At 64.7% G+C, this 17,797-nt stretch carries 13 protein-coding genes; 6 read left to right on the top strand and 7 right to left on the bottom strand.

Going from position 1 to position 17,797, the window contains the following annotated elements:
* Positions 1-176: 176 nt before the first annotated feature.
* The 5 genes from ATB98_RS21925 to ATB98_RS21910 all read right to left on the bottom strand — a co-directional run bounded on the left by ATB98_RS21925 (position 177) and on the right by ATB98_RS21910 (position 7,168).
* Positions 177-758 carry a VOC family protein gene (locus ATB98_RS21925; protein WP_066877375.1) on the bottom strand — a complete coding sequence of 194 codons (582 nt, stop codon included), beginning with the start codon at positions 756-758 and terminating at the stop codon, positions 177-179.
* A gap of 136 nt (positions 759-894) precedes the next feature.
* Positions 895-3,036, bottom strand: a complete 2,142-nt coding sequence (gene scpA, locus ATB98_RS21920) for a methylmalonyl-CoA mutase (protein ID WP_066877464.1) — start codon at positions 3,034-3,036, stop codon at positions 895-897.
* A gap of 265 nt (positions 3,037-3,301) precedes the next feature.
* Positions 3,302-5,305, bottom strand: coding sequence for an acetyl-CoA carboxylase biotin carboxylase subunit (locus ATB98_RS21915; protein WP_066877373.1), 2,004 nt, complete (start codon positions 5,303-5,305; stop codon positions 3,302-3,304).
* Positions 5,193-5,624 (bottom strand): hypothetical protein, encoded by a 432-nt coding sequence (locus ATB98_RS29670; RefSeq protein WP_174551912.1) that lies wholly within the window; start codon positions 5,622-5,624, stop codon positions 5,193-5,195. The genes ATB98_RS21915 and ATB98_RS29670 overlap by 113 nt, the downstream gene beginning before the upstream one ends.
* Before the next feature lie 11 nt (positions 5,625-5,635).
* Positions 5,636-7,168, bottom strand: a complete 1,533-nt coding sequence (locus ATB98_RS21910) for an acyl-CoA carboxylase subunit beta (RefSeq protein ID WP_066877371.1) — start codon at positions 7,166-7,168, stop codon at positions 5,636-5,638.
* A 245-nt stretch (positions 7,169-7,413) separates the two neighbouring features.
* Here ATB98_RS21910 and ATB98_RS21905 point away from each other — a divergent pair, with 245 nt between their 5' ends.
* From ATB98_RS21905 to mmsB, 4 genes are all read left to right on the top strand, one after another.
* Positions 7,414-8,832 (top strand): helix-turn-helix domain-containing protein, encoded by a 1,419-nt coding sequence (locus ATB98_RS21905; RefSeq protein WP_066877369.1) that lies wholly within the window; start codon positions 7,414-7,416, stop codon positions 8,830-8,832.
* 112 nt (positions 8,833-8,944) lie between these two features.
* Positions 8,945-10,087, top strand: a complete 1,143-nt coding sequence (locus tag ATB98_RS21900; RefSeq protein ID WP_066877367.1) for an isobutyryl-CoA dehydrogenase — start codon at positions 8,945-8,947, stop codon at positions 10,085-10,087.
* A gap of 12 nt (positions 10,088-10,099) precedes the next feature.
* On the top strand, positions 10,100-11,167 hold the full coding sequence (locus tag ATB98_RS21895) for an enoyl-CoA hydratase/isomerase family protein (RefSeq protein WP_066877365.1): 1,068 nt from the start codon (positions 10,100-10,102) through the stop codon (positions 11,165-11,167).
* Between the two features lie 62 nt (positions 11,168-11,229).
* On the top strand, positions 11,230-12,126 hold the full coding sequence (gene mmsB, locus ATB98_RS21890; RefSeq protein WP_066877363.1) for a 3-hydroxyisobutyrate dehydrogenase: 897 nt from the start codon (positions 11,230-11,232) through the stop codon (positions 12,124-12,126).
* A gap of 74 nt (positions 12,127-12,200) precedes the next feature.
* On the opposite strand, the gene ATB98_RS21885 is transcribed toward mmsB, so the two are convergent.
* Entirely contained in the window at positions 12,201-13,151 is a 951-nt protein-coding gene (locus ATB98_RS21885; protein WP_066877361.1) for a LysR family transcriptional regulator, read from the bottom strand.
* Between the two features lie 237 nt (positions 13,152-13,388).
* Between ATB98_RS21885 and ATB98_RS21880 the strand changes: the two genes are divergently transcribed.
* Both ATB98_RS21880 and guaD read left to right on the top strand, forming a co-directional pair.
* On the top strand, positions 13,389-14,627 hold the full coding sequence (locus ATB98_RS21880) for a urate hydroxylase PuuD (protein WP_066877359.1): 1,239 nt from the start codon (positions 13,389-13,391) through the stop codon (positions 14,625-14,627).
* The gene (guaD, locus tag ATB98_RS21875; protein WP_066877357.1) at positions 14,624-15,967 is read left to right on the top strand and encodes a guanine deaminase; all 1,344 of its coding nucleotides are present in this window, start codon (positions 14,624-14,626) and stop codon (positions 15,965-15,967) included. Before ATB98_RS21880 ends, guaD begins: the two co-directional genes overlap by 4 nt.
* 188 nt (positions 15,968-16,155) lie before the next feature.
* On the opposite strand, the gene groL is transcribed toward guaD, so the two are convergent.
* Entirely contained in the window at positions 16,156-17,784 is a 1,629-nt protein-coding gene (groL, locus tag ATB98_RS21870) for a chaperonin GroEL (protein ID WP_066877355.1), read from the bottom strand.
* Positions 17,785-17,797 lie beyond the last annotated feature (13 nt).

Here is a 17,797-nt window from a genome sequence, read left to right as displayed (position 1 = left end):
GCAAATCAGTCCCTCTGTTGCAGCCGTAGGGAATCACGGCGAAAACCCAAAAGCCAGAGGGCTTTTTCAGCAGCCTGCTAGAGCCTTGCAGTCAGGTGGAATCACCTGACGTCGCACAAATGCGGCAAAAACAAACGGTAGAGCGGTGGCACGAACGCATGTGAGCGCATCCCGCTCTAATAGGGGTTTTTCGGCATGCGGTCGGGCGACAGCGTCGGACGCGAGCGTTCGATGAGCGCCTCGATCGCATCGGCGAGATGCACCTCGGCGATCGCGTAGTCGCCGCGCGCCACGCGGATCTTGTGCGCCTCCATCAGCACCTCGGCATGGCTGTGGCCGGCTGGGGGCTCGAAACGATAGGAGGCGAGTTCGATCAGGAGGCCGAGCGGGTCCTCGAAATAGATCGAGTCCATGAAGCCGCGATCCTTGACGCCGCTGTGCCTGATCTCCCGCTCGTCAAGGCGCTCGACCGTCTGCTGGAACGTGGCGCGCGAGACGGCGAAGGCGATGTGATGGACGCAGCCGATATCCGTCGCGGTCCGCTTCGGGTCCGGCTTGCGCGTCTCGTCGGTGAAGACGGTGATGAGCCGGCCGTCGCCCGGGTCGAAATAGAGATGGCTTTCCGACGCCCTGTCGAGGTTCGGCTGCTCGAAGATGAAGGGCATACCGAGAATGCCCTCCCAGAAATCGATCGATGTCTGCCGGTCCGCGCCGACGAGCGTGATGTGATGGACCCCTTGCGACTGAAGCTTTCGCATTGCCGTCCTCCCTGATGATCCCGTCGCAGCCCCATGGGTGTGCGGCTGGATTCGATTCTCTCCTCTGCTGGAGAGAAGGCAAGTGGCAATGCGGGGCGCGGGCGGCATTGGATGTCGTGCACCGGCCCCGACCTGACTAGACGTTCCGCCGCTTGCCCTCGATCAGGTCGAGCACGGCGCGGGCGGCGTCGAGGACGTGGGTGCCGGGGCCGAAGACGGCGGAGATGCCGTTGTCCTTCAGGAACTGATAGTCCTGCCGCGGGATGACGCCGCCGCAGACGAGGATGATGCCCTCGCCGCCACGCTTCTTCAGCGCTTCTGCCAGTTGCGGCATCAACGTCATGTGACCGGCGGCAAGCGAGGAAACGCCGATCACCGTGACCTCTTCGGCAAGCGCAAGATCGGCCGCCTCGTCCGGCGTCTGGAACAGAGGCCCGGCAACGACGTCGAAGCCGATGTCGCCGAAGGCCGAGGCGATCACCTTGGCGCCGCGGTCGTGCCCGTCCTGGCCGAGCTTGGCGACCATGATCTTCGGCTTGTGGCCAAGCTGCCTGGTGACTGCGTCGAGCCGCCCTGAAAGGACGCCGAACTCCGGATCGCCGTCATAAGCCTTGCCGTAGATATCGGTGACGACTTCCGGGACGGCGGTGTAGTCGCCGAAGGCCCGTCGCATCGCGTCGGAGATCTCGCCGACGGTTGCGCGCGCCCGTGCGGCCTCGACCGCGGCGGCCAGCAGATTGCCCTTGCCGGTCTGCGCGACCTCGGCCAGCGCATCCAGCGTTTCCTTCACCTTCTGCGAGTCGCGGCGGCGCCTGGTCTCCTCGATTCGCTTGATCTGTGCCGAGCGGACGGCGCCGTTGTCGATCTGCAGGATGTCGATCGGGTGCTCGTTTTCGAGCCGGTATTTGTTGACGCCGACGATGACCTCTTCGCCGCGGTCGACGGCCGCTTGCCGGCGTGTCGCCGCCTCCTCGATCAGCCGCTTCGGCAGGCCGGCATTGACCGCCTTGGTCATGCCGCCCAACGCCTCAACCTCCTCGATCAGGACCCAGGCCTTCTCCGCCAGCTCGTTGGTCAGGCTCTCGACATAGTAGGAGCCGGCGAGCGGATCGACCACCTTCGTCACGCCGGTCTCGTGCTGCAGGATCAGCTGGGTGTTGCGGGCGATGCGGGCGGAGAAATCCGTCGGCAGCGCGATCGCCTCGTCGAAGGAATTGGTATGCAGCGACTGCGTGCCGCCGAGCACCGCCGACATCGCCTCGAAGGCGGTGCGGATGATGTTGTTGTAGGGGTCCTGTTCGGCGAGCGAGACGCCCGAGGTCTGGCAGTGCGTGCGGAGCATCAGCGACGACGGCTTCTGCGGCTTGAACTCCTTCATGATCCGCGTCCAGAGGAGCCGCGCGGCGCGAAGCTTCGCCGCCTCCATGAAGAAGTTCATGCCGATCGCGAAGAAGAAGGAGAGCCGGCCGGCGAAATCGTCGACGTTGAGCCCCTTGGCGAGCGCCGCGCGCACATATTCGCGCCCGTCGGCGAGCGTGAAGGCGAGCTCCTGCACCAGCGTCGCGCCGGCCTCCTGCATGTGATAGCCGGAGATCGAGATCGAATTGAACTTCGGCATCTCCTTCGCCGTATATTCGATGATGTCGGCGACGATCCGCATCGAGGGTTCCGGCGGGTAGATATAGGTGTTGCGGACCATGAACTCCTTCAGGATGTCGTTCTGGATGGTCCCGGAGAGTTTTTCCCGCGACACGCCCTGTTCCTCGCCGGCGACGATGAAGGAGGCAAGGATCGGGATCACCGCGCCGTTCATGGTCATCGACACGGAGATTCTGTCGAGGGGGATGCCGTCGAAGAGGATCTTCATGTCCTCGACCGAGTCGATCGCAACGCCGGCCTTGCCGACATCGCCCTCGACGCGCGGATGGTCGCTGTCATAGCCGCGATGGGTGGCGAGGTCGAAGGCGACCGAGACGCCCTGCTGGCCGGCAGCAAGGTTCCGGCGGTAGAAGGCGTTCGAGGCCTCGGCGGTCGAGAAGCCGGCATATTGCCGGAGCGTCCAGGGCCGGCCGGCATACATGGTGGCGCGGGGGCCGCGCAGGAAAGGCTCGAGGCCGGGGAGCGAGTCGAGATGGCCGATGCCTTCAAGGTCGTCCCTGGTATAGAGCGGCTTGACCTCGATGCCTTCCGGCGTGTGCCAGGCGAGGCTTGCGGGGGCGGCCTTCAGCTCCTTCGCCGCGAGGGCTTCCCAGTCGTTGATGGTCTTTCTCTCGGTCATCGCATTGCTCCGCATTACGTTTCGTCGGGCGCGCTCTTCACGGGACCTTTCGTCGTCCAGCCGGTTTGTTGGGCGGACGGCCCCTCATCCGGCTGCCGCCACCTTCTCCCCGCTTGCGGGGAGAAGGGAGATGTCGCGCCGTCCAGCTCCCCTCTCCCCGCTTGTGGGGAGAGGGCTAGGGTGAGGGGCAGTCACGGCTCTCCGGCAACGGTGCGGTCGAGGGGTATCGACGAGCCCATCGCGATCTCCGCCCAATCCGCCCCCATCACTCGAACTCCATGATCAACTCGTCGACCGCCAGGCTTGCGCCGGCATCGATGGCGACGCGCTTTACCGTCGCGCGCTTTTCCGCCCTCAGGATATTCTCCATCTTCATCGCCTCGACGACGGCGATCGCCTGGCCTGCCTCGACCGTGTCGCCGGCCTTGACGGCTATCGATGTCACCACGCCGGGCATCGGGCAGAGCAGCATCTTCGACGTGTCCGGCGGCGATTTCTTCGGCATCAGCCGGGCGAGCTCGGCGACGCGCGGGCTTCTGACCCGCGCCACGACGTCGATACCGCGCCAGCGTAGCCGGATGCCGGTACCGGCAAGGTCGATCTTCACGTTGATCGGCTGGCTGTCGATGTTGAAGATGGCGCCGGTGCGGCCGGGCATCCAGTCCGTTGCGACCGAAACGGATGTCCCGTCGGCGAAGCGCACATAGGTGCCGTCGGCCGAGGCCTCGACGGTGACGGCGAAGTCCCGTTCGCCGAGGGTCGCCACCCATTCATGGCCGACGATGCGGCGGTGGTTGCCGATCGTGCCGGAGATCCGGCTGGCGCGCTCCTGCAGCGCCTGGTTGATCGTCACCGCGACGGCGGCGAGTTTCAGGGCCGCGGGCTCGTCCGGCGCCACGCCCTGGAAGCCGTCCTTGAATTCCTCGGCAATATAGGCGGTCGTCAGCCGCCCTTCGCGAAACCGCGCCTGCTGCATGACGGCCGAGAGGAAGGGCAGGTTATGGCCGATGCCTTCGACCTCGAAGGCGTCGAGCGCGTCCGCCATGGCCTCGACCGCAGTCGTCCGATCCCGTCCCCAGGTGCAGAGCTTGGCGATCATCGGGTCATAATACATCGAGATCTCGCCGCCCTCGAAGACGCCGGTGTCGTTGCGGATGACCGTGCCATCGTCTTGCCGGCCTTCTTCCGGCGGGCGGTAGCGCGTCAGCCTGCCGATCGAGGGCAGGAAATTGCGATAGGGATCCTCGGCATAGAGCCGGCTTTCGATCGCCCAGCCCGCGAGCTTCACGTCGTCCTGGCCGAAAGCTAGTTTCTCGCCGGCCGCGATGCGGATCATCTGCTCGACGAGATCGAGGCCGGTGACGAGCTCCGTCACCGGATGCTCGACCTGCAGCCTTGTGTTCATCTCGAGGAAGTAGAACTTGCGCTCCGCGTCGACGATGAACTCGACCGTGCCGGCCGAATGGTAGCCGACCGCCCTGGCGAGCGCGACCGCCTGCTCGCCCATGGCGCGCCGCGTCTTCTCGTCGAGGAAGGGCGAGGGTGCCTCCTCGATGACCTTCTGGTTCCGCCGCTGGATCGAGCATTCGCGCTCGCCGAGATGGACGGTGTTGCCGTGCTTGTCGCCGAGCACCTGGATCTCGATATGGCGGGGCTCGGTCACGAATTTCTCGATGAAAATGCGATCGTCGCCAAACGAGCTTTTCGCCTCGTTCTTCGACGACTGGAAGCCCTCGCGCACCTCCCGTTCGTTCCAGGCGATCCGCATGCCCTTGCCGCCGCCGCCGGCCGACGCCTTGATCATCACCGGAAAACCGATCGATGCGGCGATGCGAACGGCTTCGTCCGCGTCCTCGATCAGCCCCATATGGCCGGGGACGGTGGAAACGCCGGCTTTCGCTGCGAGCTTCTTCGAGGTGATCTTGTCACCCATCGCCTCGATCGCCTTGACCGGCGGGCCGATGAAGGTGACGCCCTCCTTCTCCAGCGCCTTGGCGAGGGCGGCGTTTTCGGAGAGGAAGCCATAGCCGGGATGAACGGCATCCGCGCCGGTCTTGCGGATCGCGCCCAGGATCTTCTCGATGACGATATAGGACTGGCTGGAAGGCGAGGGGCCGATATGCACGGCCTCGTCCGCCATGCGCACATGCATGGCGTCACGGTCGGCATCGGAATAGACCGCGACGGTCGCAATTCCGAGCTTTTTGGCGGTGCGGATGACGCGGCAGGCGATTTCGCCACGATTGGCGATGAGGATTTTCTTGAACATGCGTTTCTCTTTCAACCCTTTCCGTCGCGTCAGCGCCTGAATTCCGCCGGTAGGGCAGCAAGGCAATCGAGGAGGCTGCCGCGGCGCCGCCAAAAACAACGGCGAAAGGGACAACCACCATGGCCGTGGCAAGCAGGGGATCGTTCGAGCGTGCGATCAGCGTGCCGACCGTGCCGATGTCGATTGCGATCAGCGCGCCTGCCGTCGCCACGCCGACGAGCAAGCCGTAAAGGCTGTTGACGGCCATGTAGCGCAGCATCTGCCGGTGGTCGCGGCGGGCGGCTTCGGGCGTCATCTCTGTTTGTCGTGCCGGTTCCATGGCGCGCTCCCTCAGAGCGGAATCGTGTCGTGCTTGCGCCAGCGGGTGTCCACCTGCTTGTTGCGCAGCGACGCGAAGGCGCGGGCGATGCGGCGGCGCGAGGAGTGCGGCATTATCACCTCGTCGATGAAGCCGCGCTCGGCGGCGACGAACGGGTTGGCGAAGCGCTCCTCGTACGACCTTGTCCGCGCGGCGATCTTTTCGGGATCGCCGAGTTCCGAGCGGTAGAGGATCTCGGTGGCGCCCTTGGCGCCCATTACCGCGATCTCGGCCGTCGGCCAGGCATAGTTGACGTCGGCGCCGATGTGCTTCGAGGCCATGACGTCATAGGCGCCGCCATAGGCCTTGCGGGTGATCAGCGTCACCATCGGCACGGTCGCCTGGCTGTAGGCGAACAGGAGCTTGGCGCCGTGCTTGATGACGCCGCCATATTCCTGGCTCGTGCCCGGCAGGAAGCCCGGCACGTCGACGAGGGTGAGGATCGGGATCGAGAAGGCGTCGCAGAAGCGCACGAAGCGGGCGGCTTTGCGCGATGAATCGATGTCGAGGCAACCGGCGAGCACCATCGGCTGGTTGGCGACGACGCCGACCGTCTGGCCCTCGATGCGGACGAAGCCGATGATGATGTTGCGGGCGAAATCCGGCTGCAGCTCGAAGAAGTCGCCCTCATCGGCCACCGCGAGGATCAGTTCCTTCATGTCGTAGGGCTTGGTGGCGCTGTCGGGGATCAGGCTGTCGAGGCGCATCTCGGTGCGTGCCGGATCGTCATGGAAGGGCCGCACCGGCGGCTTCTCGCGGTTGTTCAGGGGCAGGAAGTCGAAGAGCAGGCGCACGTGCTCGAGGGTCTCGACGTCGTTCTCGTAGGCACCGTCTGCGACGGAGGATTTCGTCGTATGGGTGCGGGCGCCGCCGAGTTCTTCCGCCGTGACGATCTCGTTCGTCACCGTCTTCACGACGTCCGGGCCGGTCACGAACATGTAGGAACTGTCGCGCACCATGAAGATGAAGTCGGTCATCGCCGGCGAATAGACCGCGCCGCCGGCGCAGGGCCCCATGATCACCGAGATCTGCGGGATGACGCCGGAGACCTCCGCATTGCGGCGGAAGACCTCGGCATAGCCGGCGAGCGAGGCGACGCCTTCCTGAATGCGCGCGCCGCCCGAATCGTTGAGGCCGATCACCGGCGCGCCGTTGCGCGCCGCCATGTCCATGATCTTGCAGATCTTCTGCGCATGCGTCTCGGAGAGCGAGCCGCCGAGCACGGTGAAGTCCTGGGAAAAGACATAGACCTGGCGGCCGTTGATCGTACCCCAGCCGGTGACGACGCCGTCGCCCGCCACCTTCTGGTTCTCCATGCCGAAGTCGACGCAGCGGTGCGTCACATACATGTCGTATTCTTCGAAGGAGCCCTCGTCGAGCAGCACGTCGATGCGCTCGCGCGCGGTCAGCTTGCCCTTGGCGTGCTGTGCGGCGACGCGCCGTTCGCCACCGCCGGCCCTGGCCTCGGCCCGGCGGGCCTCCACCTGTTCCAGTATCGCGCGCATCGGTCTCCTCCCGGTTTTTGCTGATTGTGCAGAGGGTCCTCTACTGCATGCTTCCTTAAATCGTAGCCGATTTACGGATAAAAACATGCAGCAATTCAAAAGTGCTACAGCAACCTTCGCGCGTCTGATCAGACGCGCGGCGCTGTAGGATCGCAATAGCGCTGAAGGCCGGCTGGCAAAACGGTCGATGATGTGCAAATGTGGAATATATAAAAATGTGAAACGCGATTTGCGAATTTGCGAACATGGCGATCGGCAAGCTATATATCGGCCGCAAGGTCAGGGATCTGAGGGAGACGAAACGGCTGACCCAAGGCCAGTTCGCCGAGCGCATCGGTATCTCGACGAGCTACCTGAACCAGATCGAGAACAACCAGCGGCCGGTCTCGGCGGCGGTGCTCCTGGCGCTGGCCGAAAAGTTCCAGATCGACATCGCCGAGCTCTCATCCGGCGAGAGCGACCGGCTTCTTTCGGCGCTGGCGGAGGCCTTGAGCGATCCCCTGTTCGAGACCTATTCGCCGAGCCTGCAGGAGCTGAAGCTCGTCGCTCAAAACGCGCCGGGGCTGGCGCATGCGCTGATCAGCTGCCACCAGGCCTATCGCCGCAATAGCGAGCAGCTCGCCAGCATCGACGACACGATCGGCCGCGGCGCCTCCTTCGTCGAGACGACGCCTTACGAGGAGGTGCGCGACTTCTTCCACTTCGTCGACAACTACATCCACGAAATCGACGTGCTTGCCGAGACGCTGGCCGGCGAGCTCGGGCTCGGCGACGGCGACAACCATGCGGCGCTTGCAGCCTATCTCGAAGAACGCCACGGCGTGCGCGTCGTGCGCGGAGCGGCCGGCGACGAGGCGATCCGCCGCTTCGATCCGCGCGCCCGCATCCTCACCCTCAACCCTTATGCGCCGGCGGCGACGCGCGACTTCCAGTTGGCGCTGCAGATCGCGCAGTTCCATGCCCGGGAAGAGATCGAACGGGTCGCCGGCAGCGCCGGCTTCCGCACCGAAGAAGCCTATGAGATCTGCCGCATCGGACTGCAGAACTATTTCGCCGGCGCGCTGATCCTGCCCTACCAGTCCTTCCTGAGAGCCGCGCGCGAGCTGCGCCACGATATCGAGCTCCTCGCCGCCCGCTTCGGGGCCTCGCTCGAGCAGGTTTGTCACCGGCTTTCGACGCTGCAGCGGCCGGGGCAGAAGGGCATTCCGATCTTCTTCGCCCGCATCGACCGGGCCGGCAACATCACCAAGCGCCACAGCGCCGCCAAGCTGCAGTTCGCCCGCTTCGGCGCCGCCTGTCCGCTCTGGAACGTGCACCAGGCCTTCGAGGCGCCCGGCCGGATCATCCGCCAGCTCGCCGAGACGCCGGACGGCGTGCGTTACCTTTGTCTCGCGACCCAGATCACCAAGGGCGGCGGCGGCTATCGCGCCACCCATCCGCGCTATGCGCTCGCGCTCGGCTGCGAGATCTCCTACGCCGACGCCTTCGTCTATGCCGACGACATGGATCTCGGCAACCGCGCCGCCTTCGACCCGATCGGCATCTCCTGCCGCATCTGCGAGCGCACCAAATGCGCAAGCCGTGCCGTACCGCCATTGAAGCGCAAGCTGATCGTCGATCATGACATGCGCGGCGCCCTGCCGTATCGTCTAAGCGAGGTGTGACCCTCACGCCCTGTTCGTTTTTGAACAGAGCTTGTGAGAATTTGCGCCTGTGCCTGTACGGGATTTGGTGTAACTACACGCCACACCATCAGTATGCAGGGAGGACATGCATATGGATTTTAGCCTGTCGGAGGAGCAGGAGGCCATCCGCACGATGGCGCTCGATTTCGCGCGGGACGAGCTTGCACCCCACGCCGTCGACTGGGACCAGCGGAAGCACTTCCCGGTGGAGACGCTGCGCGCCGCCGCCGCCCTCGGCATGGCCGGCATCTATGTCCGCGACGACGTCGGCGGCACCGGGCTGACGCGGCTTGACGCCGCGATCATCATCGAGGCGCTGGCGACCGGCTGCCCCGCGATCGCCTCCTTCGTCTCGATTCACAACATGTGCGCCGGCATGATCGACCGCTACGGCACGGAGGAACAGCGCCAGCGGCTGCTGCCGCGGCTTTTGACCATGGAGACGCTGGCGAGCTATTGCCTGACCGAGCCCGGCTCCGGCTCGGATTCGGCCGCGCTCAAGACCAGGGCGCTGCGCGAGGGCGACGCCTATCTCCTTACCGGCCAGAAGCAGTTCATCTCCGGTGCCGGCGAATCCGGCCTCTACGTCGTCATGGCGCGGACGGGAGAGGAGGGGCCGAAGGGCATCTCCGCCTTCGTCGTCGAGAAGGATGCGGCCGGGCTCACTTTCGGTGCCAATGAGAAGAAGATGGGCTGGCACGCCCAGCCGACCCGTGCGGTGATGCTCGACAATGTGCGCGTGCCGGCGGAAAACCGGCTGGGAGCGGAAGGCGAGGGCTTCAAGATCGCCATGGCCGGCCTCGACGGCGGAAGGCTCAACATCGCCGCCGCCTCGCTCGGCGGCGCGCAGGCCGCCTTCGACAAGGCGCTCGCCTATGCCCAGGAACGGCGAGCCTTCGGGCGCGCGATCGGCGAGTTCCAGGCGCTGCAGTTCCGCCTCGCCGACATGGCGACCGATCTCGAAATCGCCCGCACCTTCCTCTGGCGGGCGGCCTCAGCCCTCGACGCGGCGGACCCGGAGGCGACCAAGCTCTGCGCCATGGCCAAGCGTTTCGTCACGGACCGCTGCTTTGCCGTCGCCAACGACGCGCTGCAACTGCATGGCGGCTACGGCTATCTCGCCGATTACGGCGTCGAGAAGATTGTCAGGGACCTGAGGGTGCACCAGATACTCGAAGGCACCAACGAGATCATGCGGCTGATCGTCTCGCGCGCGATCATGGGACGGAAGTAGGAAGGGGATTCCATGGAGATGCAGACCACGCTTCCGGAGGTCATCGTCGAGCGCCAGGGCGCGATCGGCAGGCTCCGGCTCAATCGCCCGCGCGCGCTGAACAGCCTCAACCTGGCGATGGTCCGGGCGATTGCCGCGGCACTTTCCGATTTCGAACGCGACCCGACGATCGCCGCCGTGCTCATCACCGGCGAAGGCGAGCGCGGGCTTTGCGCCGGCGGCGATATCCGCATGATCTATGAGAGCGGGCGCGAACGACCGGAGGAGGGGGCGCAATTCTGGCGCGAGGAGTTCATCGTCAACAGCCGCATCTCGGCCTATTCCAAGCCCTATGTAGCCATCATGGACGGCATCGTCATGGGCGGCGGCGTCGGCGTCTCCGCCCATGGCAGCCATCGCGTCGTCACCGAGAAGACGCGGCTCGCCATGCCGGAGACGGGGATCGGCTATTTCACCGATGTCGGCGCCACCTGGCTCCTGCCGCGCGCGCCGGGCGAGTTCGGCACCTATCTCGGATTGACCGGACGCGACATCGGCGCGGCGGCGGCGATCCATGCGCGGCTTGCCGACAGTTTCGTCTCCTCGCACAGGCTCAACGAACTCGTTGCAGCGCTTGCCTCGCTTTCCGTCTCCGCCACAGCGAAGGATATCTCGGCGACCATCGCTACCTTCTCCAGCGAGGCACCGGCTTCGGCCCTCCTCGACCATGTGGCGCTCATCGATCGCTGCTTCGCCTTCGACACGGTCGAGGAGATCTTCGGCGCGCTCGAGAAGGACGGCTCGGACTTCGCGCGCGAAACGCTCGATCTCTTGCGCAGCCGCTCCGCGATCAGCCTCAAACTGACGCTGTCGTTGCTCAGGGCCGGTCGCGCGAGCGCGACGCTCAACGAATGCCTGGAAAGGGAATATGCCGCGACGATCGGCATGCTTTCAAATCCTGATTTCTATGAAGGGGTGCGCGCCGCGGTGATCGACAAGGACCGCAATCCGAAATGGTCGGTCGCACTCGATGAGGTGAGGCCGCAAGCGCTTGCGCGTTTCGAGCGGCACGATGGCGCGCCACTCTTTGGCGAGCGGTGACGATTATTTTCAAATTGGGCGCGGCACGCGCCTCTACGGTAGATGCAAGGAGGAGAGGCAAGATGACGAAGATCGCCTTTATCGGGCTTGGCAACATGGGCGGGCCGATGGCCGCAAATCTGGTGAAGGCGGGTCACGCGGTCACCGGCTTCGACCTTTCGGAAGCCTCGCGCAACGCCGCCGCCAGGACGGGCGTTTCGATCGCCGGCTCGATCGCCCAGGTCGTGCGCGAGACCGAATGCGTCATCACCATGCTGCCGGCAAGCTCGCATGTCCTCTACGTCTGGGACGAGTTGCTCGGCTTCGTCGATCCGGGCACGCTCTTGATCGATAGCTCCACCATCGACGTCGAAAGCGCGCGCAAGGTCCACGGCCTTGCCGAAAAGGCGGGCTGCCCCTCGCTCGACGCGCCGGTTTCCGGCGGCACGGCGGGGGCGGCGGCCGGCACGCTCACCTTCATGGTCGGCGGCAGCGACGGCGCCTTCTCGCGCGGCAAGCACATTCTGGAGGCCATGGGCAAGAAGATCGTCCATTGCGGCGATACCGGCGCTGGCCAGGCCGCCAAGATCTGCAACAACATGATCCTCGGCGTCTCCATGGCGGCCGTCTGCGAGGCCTTCGTGCTTGCCGAGCGGCTCGGCCTTTCCCATCAGGCGCTCTTCGACGTCGCCTCGACCTCGTCCGGCCAGTGCTGGTCGCTCACGAGCTATTGCCCGGTACCCGGTCCCGTGCCGACTTCGCCCGCCAACAACGACTACAAACCAGGCTTCATGGCAAGCCTGATGCTGAAAGACCTGAAGCTGGCGCAGCAGGCGGCAAGCGCCAGCGGTGCGGCGACGCCGATGGGCGCCCAGGCGGCGCAGCTCTACGCGCTGTTCGAGAAGCTCGGCCATGGCGGCGAGGATTTCTCGGCGCTGATCCGCATGCTGCGTGGACCGGAGGAGGCGAAGGCGGGGTAGCGCATTTTGCAGTCAGGTGGAATCGCCCGACGTCGCATCATGCGGCAAAGACAATCAGAAAGGGGCGCGGGCTCCTACAGGGCACTCGACTGTTCGCGCAGCGCATCAGGCTCGGCCAGGATCTTGCCGATCAGCCGCTGGCAGCGCTCCGCCATGAAGTCGATTATCAACCGCACCTTCGGATCCTGAAAACGCTTGTGCGGATAGATGGCCGCGAGTTGCGCGCTCAAGGGCGGCGTCTCTTGGAGGATCGGCACGAGCAAACCCTCGTCGATATAGGGCTTCACTTCGAAGAGCGGCTTGTTGATGATGCCGCGTCCATCGAGCGCCCATTGGGTCAGCACGTCGCCGTCGTCGGAATCGTAAGGTCCGGCGACCTCGAGCTTCTGCGCGCCCTCCGGCGTCTGCAGCGTCCAGTAATATTCCCTCGAGCCCGGATAGCGCAGCAGCAGGCAGTCGTGGCGCTCTGTGATGAGCTCGTCGGGCGTCGAGGGCACGCCGCGCCGGTCGAAATAACGGGGCGACCCGCAGAGCACGCGATCGCAGTTCATGATGCCGCGCATGCGCAGGTTGGAGTCCTCGAGGATGCCGAGCTTGAAGGCGACATCGACGCCCTCGTTCAGGATATCGACATTGTGGTCGGAGAGCCGCAGCCGAACCTCGATGTCCGGGTAGCGGTCGTGAAATTCCGGGATGCCGGGGGCGATCAGTCGCCGGCCGATGCCGAGCGGAGCGGTGATCTTCAACGCGCCCTTGGGATTGCGCGAAAGATCGGCGATGGCACTTTCGGCCTCGTTGACTGCTTCGAGGATCTTGACGGCGCCCGCGTAGAAGACGCGGCCATGTTCCGTCGGCGTCAGCTTGCGGGTGGTGCGGTTGAAGAGGCGCACCCCCATGTGCCGCTCCAACTCCTTGATTCTGTTGCTGGCGACGGCCGGCGTCACGCGCTGGTCGCGGCCCGCGGCCGACAGCGTTCCAAGTTCCACGACGCGCACGAAGACGCGCACATTATCGAGATAGGACATGCTCCCGCCTCTGCTCCTCCGGGCCTAAATTACCGTACTCCCGGCGCGGCCATTTTATAGTTTTTTTTGAAAGAGTTGGTGATCTCGCGCCGTTCTCGTCCCCTCGAGCAATGACACATAATGCCGCCCGATGCATGTCGCCGGAACTCTACAGCGGTTCTCGGGGCACGACATGCAAAAAGGGAACGAACCAAAGCGCGTCGAACGCGACGCGCCTTGGCGAAATGGGAGAGACGCATGTACGAATACGCCATCGCCTGGGATTGGCTGACATTTGCGGTGAGGTGGCTGCATGTCATCACCGGCATCGCCTGGATCGGCTCCTCCTTCTATTTCGTCGCGCTCGACCTCGGCCTGAGGCAGCGCCCCGACCTGCCGGTCGGCGCCTATGGCGAGGAATGGCAGGTGCACGGCGGCGGCTTCTACCACATCCAGAAATATCTGGTGGCGCCGGAAAACATGCCCGAGCACCTTACCTGGTTCAAATGGGAATCCTATGTCACCTGGCTTTCCGGCTTCGGCATGCTGGCGCTCGTCTATTATGCCGGCGCCGACCTCTACCTGATCGACCCGAGCGTGCTCGATGTGTCGAAGCCGACGGCGATCGCCCTCTCGCTCGCCTCGCTCGCCTTCGGCTGGCTCGCCTATGACACGATCTGTCGCTCGCCGCTCGGCAGGGACAATACACGGCTGATGGTGCTCCTCTATTTCATTCTCGTCGCCGTCGCATGGGGTTACACCCAGCTTTTCACCGGCCGCGCCGCCTATCTGCATCTCGGCGCCTTCACGGCGACGATCATGTCGGCGAACGTCTTCTTCATCATCATCCCGAACCAGCGGAAGGTCGTCGCCGACCTGATCGCCGGCCGCGCGCCCGATCCGGCCCTCGGCAAGCAGGCGAAGCAGCGCTCGACGCACAACAACTACCTGACGCTGCCGGTCCTGTTCCTGATGCTGTCGAACCACTATCCGCTCGCCTTCGGCACGCAGTACAACTGGATCATCGCCTCGCTCGTCTTCCTGATGGGGGTCACGATCCGCCATTGGTTCAACACCCGCCACGCCCGCAACGGCAGCCCGACCTGGACCTGGCTCGTCACCGTTCTCCTCTTCATCGTCATCATGTGGCTTTCCACCGTGCCGAAGGTGCTTTCCGAGGGCGGGGAGGCGAGGGCTTCGACGGCGACGCAAGCCGTCGTCGCATCGGCGGACTTCTCGAAAGTCCGCGACACGGTGCTCGGCCGCTGCTCCATGTGCCATGCGCGGGAGCCCGGCTGGGAGGGCATCATCGTGCCGCCAAGAGGGGTCGTTTTGGAAAGCGACGGCGATATCGTCGCCCATGCCCGCGAAATCTACCTGCAGGCCGGGCGCTCGCATGCCATGCCGCCGGCCAATGTCACCGGTGTCACCGAGAAAGAACGGCAGTTGCTCGCCACCTGGTATGAAACGGCCGTCAAGGAAGGAAAAATTCAATGAGCGATTTGCTGATCCGCGGCCGCGTGCTGACCTTCGTTCGGGAGCCGGAGGGCATCGACGACACCGCCGCCTATCGCTTCCACGAGGACGGCGCCGTTCTCGTTGCCGATGGCAAGATTACCGGTCTCGGCGCCTATGGCGAGGTGGCGAAACAGGCGGGCGGCAACGTGCGGATCGCCGACCACCGGCCGCATCTCGTGCTGCCCGGCTTGATCGACACCCACCTGCATTTCCCTCAGACGCAGGCGATCGCCTCCTACGGCGCCCAGCTTCTCGAATGGCTGAATACCTACATCTTCGTCGAGGAGCAGAAGTTCAAGGCGCCGGAGCACGCCGCCTTCATCGCCGGCCGCTTCATGGATGAGCTTCTTTCGAACGGCACGACGACGGCCGTCGCCTATTGCTCGGTACACCCGCAAAGCGTCGATGCCTTCTTCGCGGCCGCCGCCGAACGCAACATGCTGATGATCGGCGGCAAGGTGATGATGGACCGCAACGCTCCCGAGGCGCTGCGCGACACGCCTGCGACGGGCTATGACGAGACGAAGCGGCTCATCGAGAAGTGGCACGGTCGCGGCCGGGGCCACTACGCGATCAGCCCGCGCTTCGCCATCACCTCGACGCCGGAGCAGATGGAGATGAGCGGCGCGCTCGTCGCCGAGCATCCGGACTGCTACGTGCAGACACATCTTTCCGAGAACCTCGACGAGATCGCCTTCGCCACTTCGCTTTACCCGGAGGCGAAGGACTATACCGATATCTACGCGAGCTACGGACTGCTTGGCCGAAAGACGCTGCTCGGCCATTGCATCCATCTGAGCGATCGCGAGATAGCGGTGCTCGCCGAAACCGGCGCCGTCGGCGTCTTCTGCCCGACCTCCAACCTTTTCCTCGGCAGCGGCCTCTTCGACCGTGACCGCTTCGCAAGGCACGGCGCCCGCCATGCGGTCGCAACCGACGTCGGCGCGGGCACGAGCTTCTCGATGCTCGAGACCATGGACGAGGCCTACAAGGTGCTCCACCTGCAGGGCCAGCGGCTCTCGCCGCTCCATTCCTTCTACATGATGACGCTCGGCAATGCCCGCGCGCTCGAACTCGATCATCGGATCGGCTCGCTCCATGTCGGTGCGGACGCCGACATCGTCGTGCTCGACAGTCGCGCGAAACCGGCGATGGAACTCAGGATGCAGGTTGCGTCCACCTTGGGGGAGGAGCTCTTCGTGCTGCAGACGATGGGCGATGACCGCTCGGTGGCGGAGGTCTATGTCGCCGGGCGTGCGATGAAGGGAAGCCGGGCGAAGACAGGCGGCGAGTCGTCAACGGCACTGGTGATGGCCTAGCATGAAGGACGCGGACAGCTTCTTCAAATGGATAAAGAATATCGCTTAAGAGGCTGATTTATCGTAACATTGCCCCTCACCATAATCCTCTCCCCGCAGGCGGGGAGAGGGAGCTGAGGCGGCGCGGCATACCCCTTCCCCCCGCTCGCGGGAGAAGGTGGCCGGCAGGCCGGATGAGGGGCGCAACTCTAGAAGTCCATCCCGCCGCCGGGCGGCATTGCGGGCGGGGCTTCCTTCTTGGGCTTCTCGGCGATCATCGCCTCGGTCGTGACGAGCAGGCCGGCGATGGAGGCGGCGTCCTGCAGCGCGGTGCGGACGACCTTGGCCGGATCGATCACGCCCATGGTGAAGAGATCGCCGAACTCGCTCGTCTGGGCGTTCCAGCCCCAGGAGAAGTCCGTGTTTTCACGCAGCTTGCCGACGATGATCGAACCCTCGGCGCCTGCATTTTCCGCGATCTGGCGGACCGGCGCCTCGATTGCCCGGCGGACGATGTCGACACCGACGCGCTGGTCGTCGTTGGCGGTCTTGACGCTGTCGAGTGCCTTGACCGAACGCAACAGCGCAACGCCGCCGCCCGGAAGGATCCCTTCCTCGACTGCCGCGCGGGTTGCATGCAGGGCATCGTCGACGCGGTCCTTGCGTTCCTTCACCTCGACCTCGGTCGAGCCGCCGACGCGGATCACGGCGACGCCGCCGGCGAGCTTCGCCAGCCGTTCCTGCAATTTCTCCCGGTCGTAGTCGGAGGTCGTCTCCTCGACCTGTGCCTTGATCTGGGCGATGCGGCCATCGATGTCGGTCTTCGCGCCGGCGCCGTTGATGATGGTCGTGCTCTCCTTCTCGATCGAAACCTTCCTGGCACGGCCCAGCATGTCGAGCGTGACGTTCTCGAGCTTGATGCCAAGGTCTTCCGAGATTACCGAGCCGCCGGTCAGGATCGCGATATCCTCCAGCATCGCCTTGCGCCGGTCGCCGAAGCCGGGGGCCTTGACGGCCGCCACCTTCAAGCCGCCGCGCAGCTTGTTGACGACGAGCGTCGCCAGGGCCTCGCCCTCGACGTCTTCGGCGATGATCAGCAGCGGCTTGCCCGATTGCACGACCGCTTCGAGGACCGGCAGCATCGCCTGGAGATTGGAGAGCTTCTTCTCGTGGATCAGAATGTAGGGATCCTCGAATTCTGCCCGCATCTTATCCTGGTTCGTTATGAAATAGGGCGAGATGTAACCGCGATCGAACTGCATGCCTTCGACCACTTCGAGCTCGGTCTCGGCGGTCTTTGCCTCCTCGACCGTGATCACGCCTTCATTGCCGACCTTCTCCATCGCCTCGGCAAGATAACGACCGATCTCTGCGTCGCCATTGGCCGAGATCGTGCCGACCTGGGCGATTTCCTCGTTCTTGGAAACCTGACGCGCATTGGCCTTCAGCTCTGCGACGAGCGTATCGACGGCAAGGTCGATGCCGCGCTTGAGGTCCATCGGGTTCATGCCTGAGGCGACGGCCTTGGCGCCTTCCTTGACGATCGCCTGTGCGAGTACGGTGGCGGTCGTCGTGCCGTCGCCGGCGATTTCACTCGTCCTCGATGCCACTTCACGCAGCATCTGCGCGCCCATGTTCTCGAATTTGTCTTCGAGCTCGATCTCCTTGGCGACCGTGACGCCGTCCTTGGTGATGCGCGGCGCCCCGAAAGATTTGTCGATGACGACGTTGCGGCCTTTGGGGCCGAGCGTCACCTTCACTGCATTGGCAAGCGTGTCGACGCCGCGCAGCATCCTTTCGCGGGCATCGGAATGGAATTTTACGTCTTTGACAGCCATGGTTCACTCCTTC

The organism is Sinorhizobium saheli, assembly GCF_001651875.1.
GTDB lineage: Bacteria > Pseudomonadota > Alphaproteobacteria > Rhizobiales > Rhizobiaceae > Sinorhizobium > Sinorhizobium saheli.
This window is presented reverse-complemented; position numbering and strand designations above follow the sequence as displayed.

Excerpts from the sequence above, each read along its gene's own strand:
- ATB98_RS21925 (WP_066877375.1), bottom strand. The coding sequence starts at position 758 with ATGCGAAAGCTTCAGTCGCAAGGGGTCCATCACATCACGCTCGTCGGC.
- scpA (WP_066877464.1), bottom strand. The coding sequence starts at position 3,036 with ATGACCGAGAGAAAGACCATCAACGACTGGGAAGCCCTCGCGGCGAAG.
- ATB98_RS21915 (WP_066877373.1), bottom strand. The coding sequence starts at position 5,305 with ATGTTCAAGAAAATCCTCATCGCCAATCGTGGCGAAATCGCCTGCCGC.
- ATB98_RS29670 (WP_174551912.1), bottom strand. The coding sequence starts at position 5,624 with ATGGAACCGGCACGACAAACAGAGATGACGCCCGAAGCCGCCCGCCGC.
- ATB98_RS21910 (WP_066877371.1), bottom strand. The coding sequence starts at position 7,168 with ATGCGCGCGATACTGGAACAGGTGGAGGCCCGCCGGGCCGAGGCCAGG.
- ATB98_RS21905 (WP_066877369.1), top strand. The coding sequence starts at position 7,414 with ATGGCGATCGGCAAGCTATATATCGGCCGCAAGGTCAGGGATCTGAGG.
- ATB98_RS21900 (WP_066877367.1), top strand. The coding sequence starts at position 8,945 with ATGGATTTTAGCCTGTCGGAGGAGCAGGAGGCCATCCGCACGATGGCG.
- ATB98_RS21895 (WP_066877365.1), top strand. The coding sequence starts at position 10,100 with ATGGAGATGCAGACCACGCTTCCGGAGGTCATCGTCGAGCGCCAGGGC.
- mmsB (WP_066877363.1), top strand. The coding sequence starts at position 11,230 with ATGACGAAGATCGCCTTTATCGGGCTTGGCAACATGGGCGGGCCGATG.
- ATB98_RS21885 (WP_066877361.1), bottom strand. The coding sequence starts at position 13,151 with ATGTCCTATCTCGATAATGTGCGCGTCTTCGTGCGCGTCGTGGAACTT.
- ATB98_RS21880 (WP_066877359.1), top strand. The coding sequence starts at position 13,389 with ATGTACGAATACGCCATCGCCTGGGATTGGCTGACATTTGCGGTGAGG.
- guaD (WP_066877357.1), top strand. The coding sequence starts at position 14,624 with ATGAGCGATTTGCTGATCCGCGGCCGCGTGCTGACCTTCGTTCGGGAG.
- groL (WP_066877355.1), bottom strand. The coding sequence starts at position 17,784 with ATGGCTGTCAAAGACGTAAAATTCCATTCCGATGCCCGCGAAAGGATG.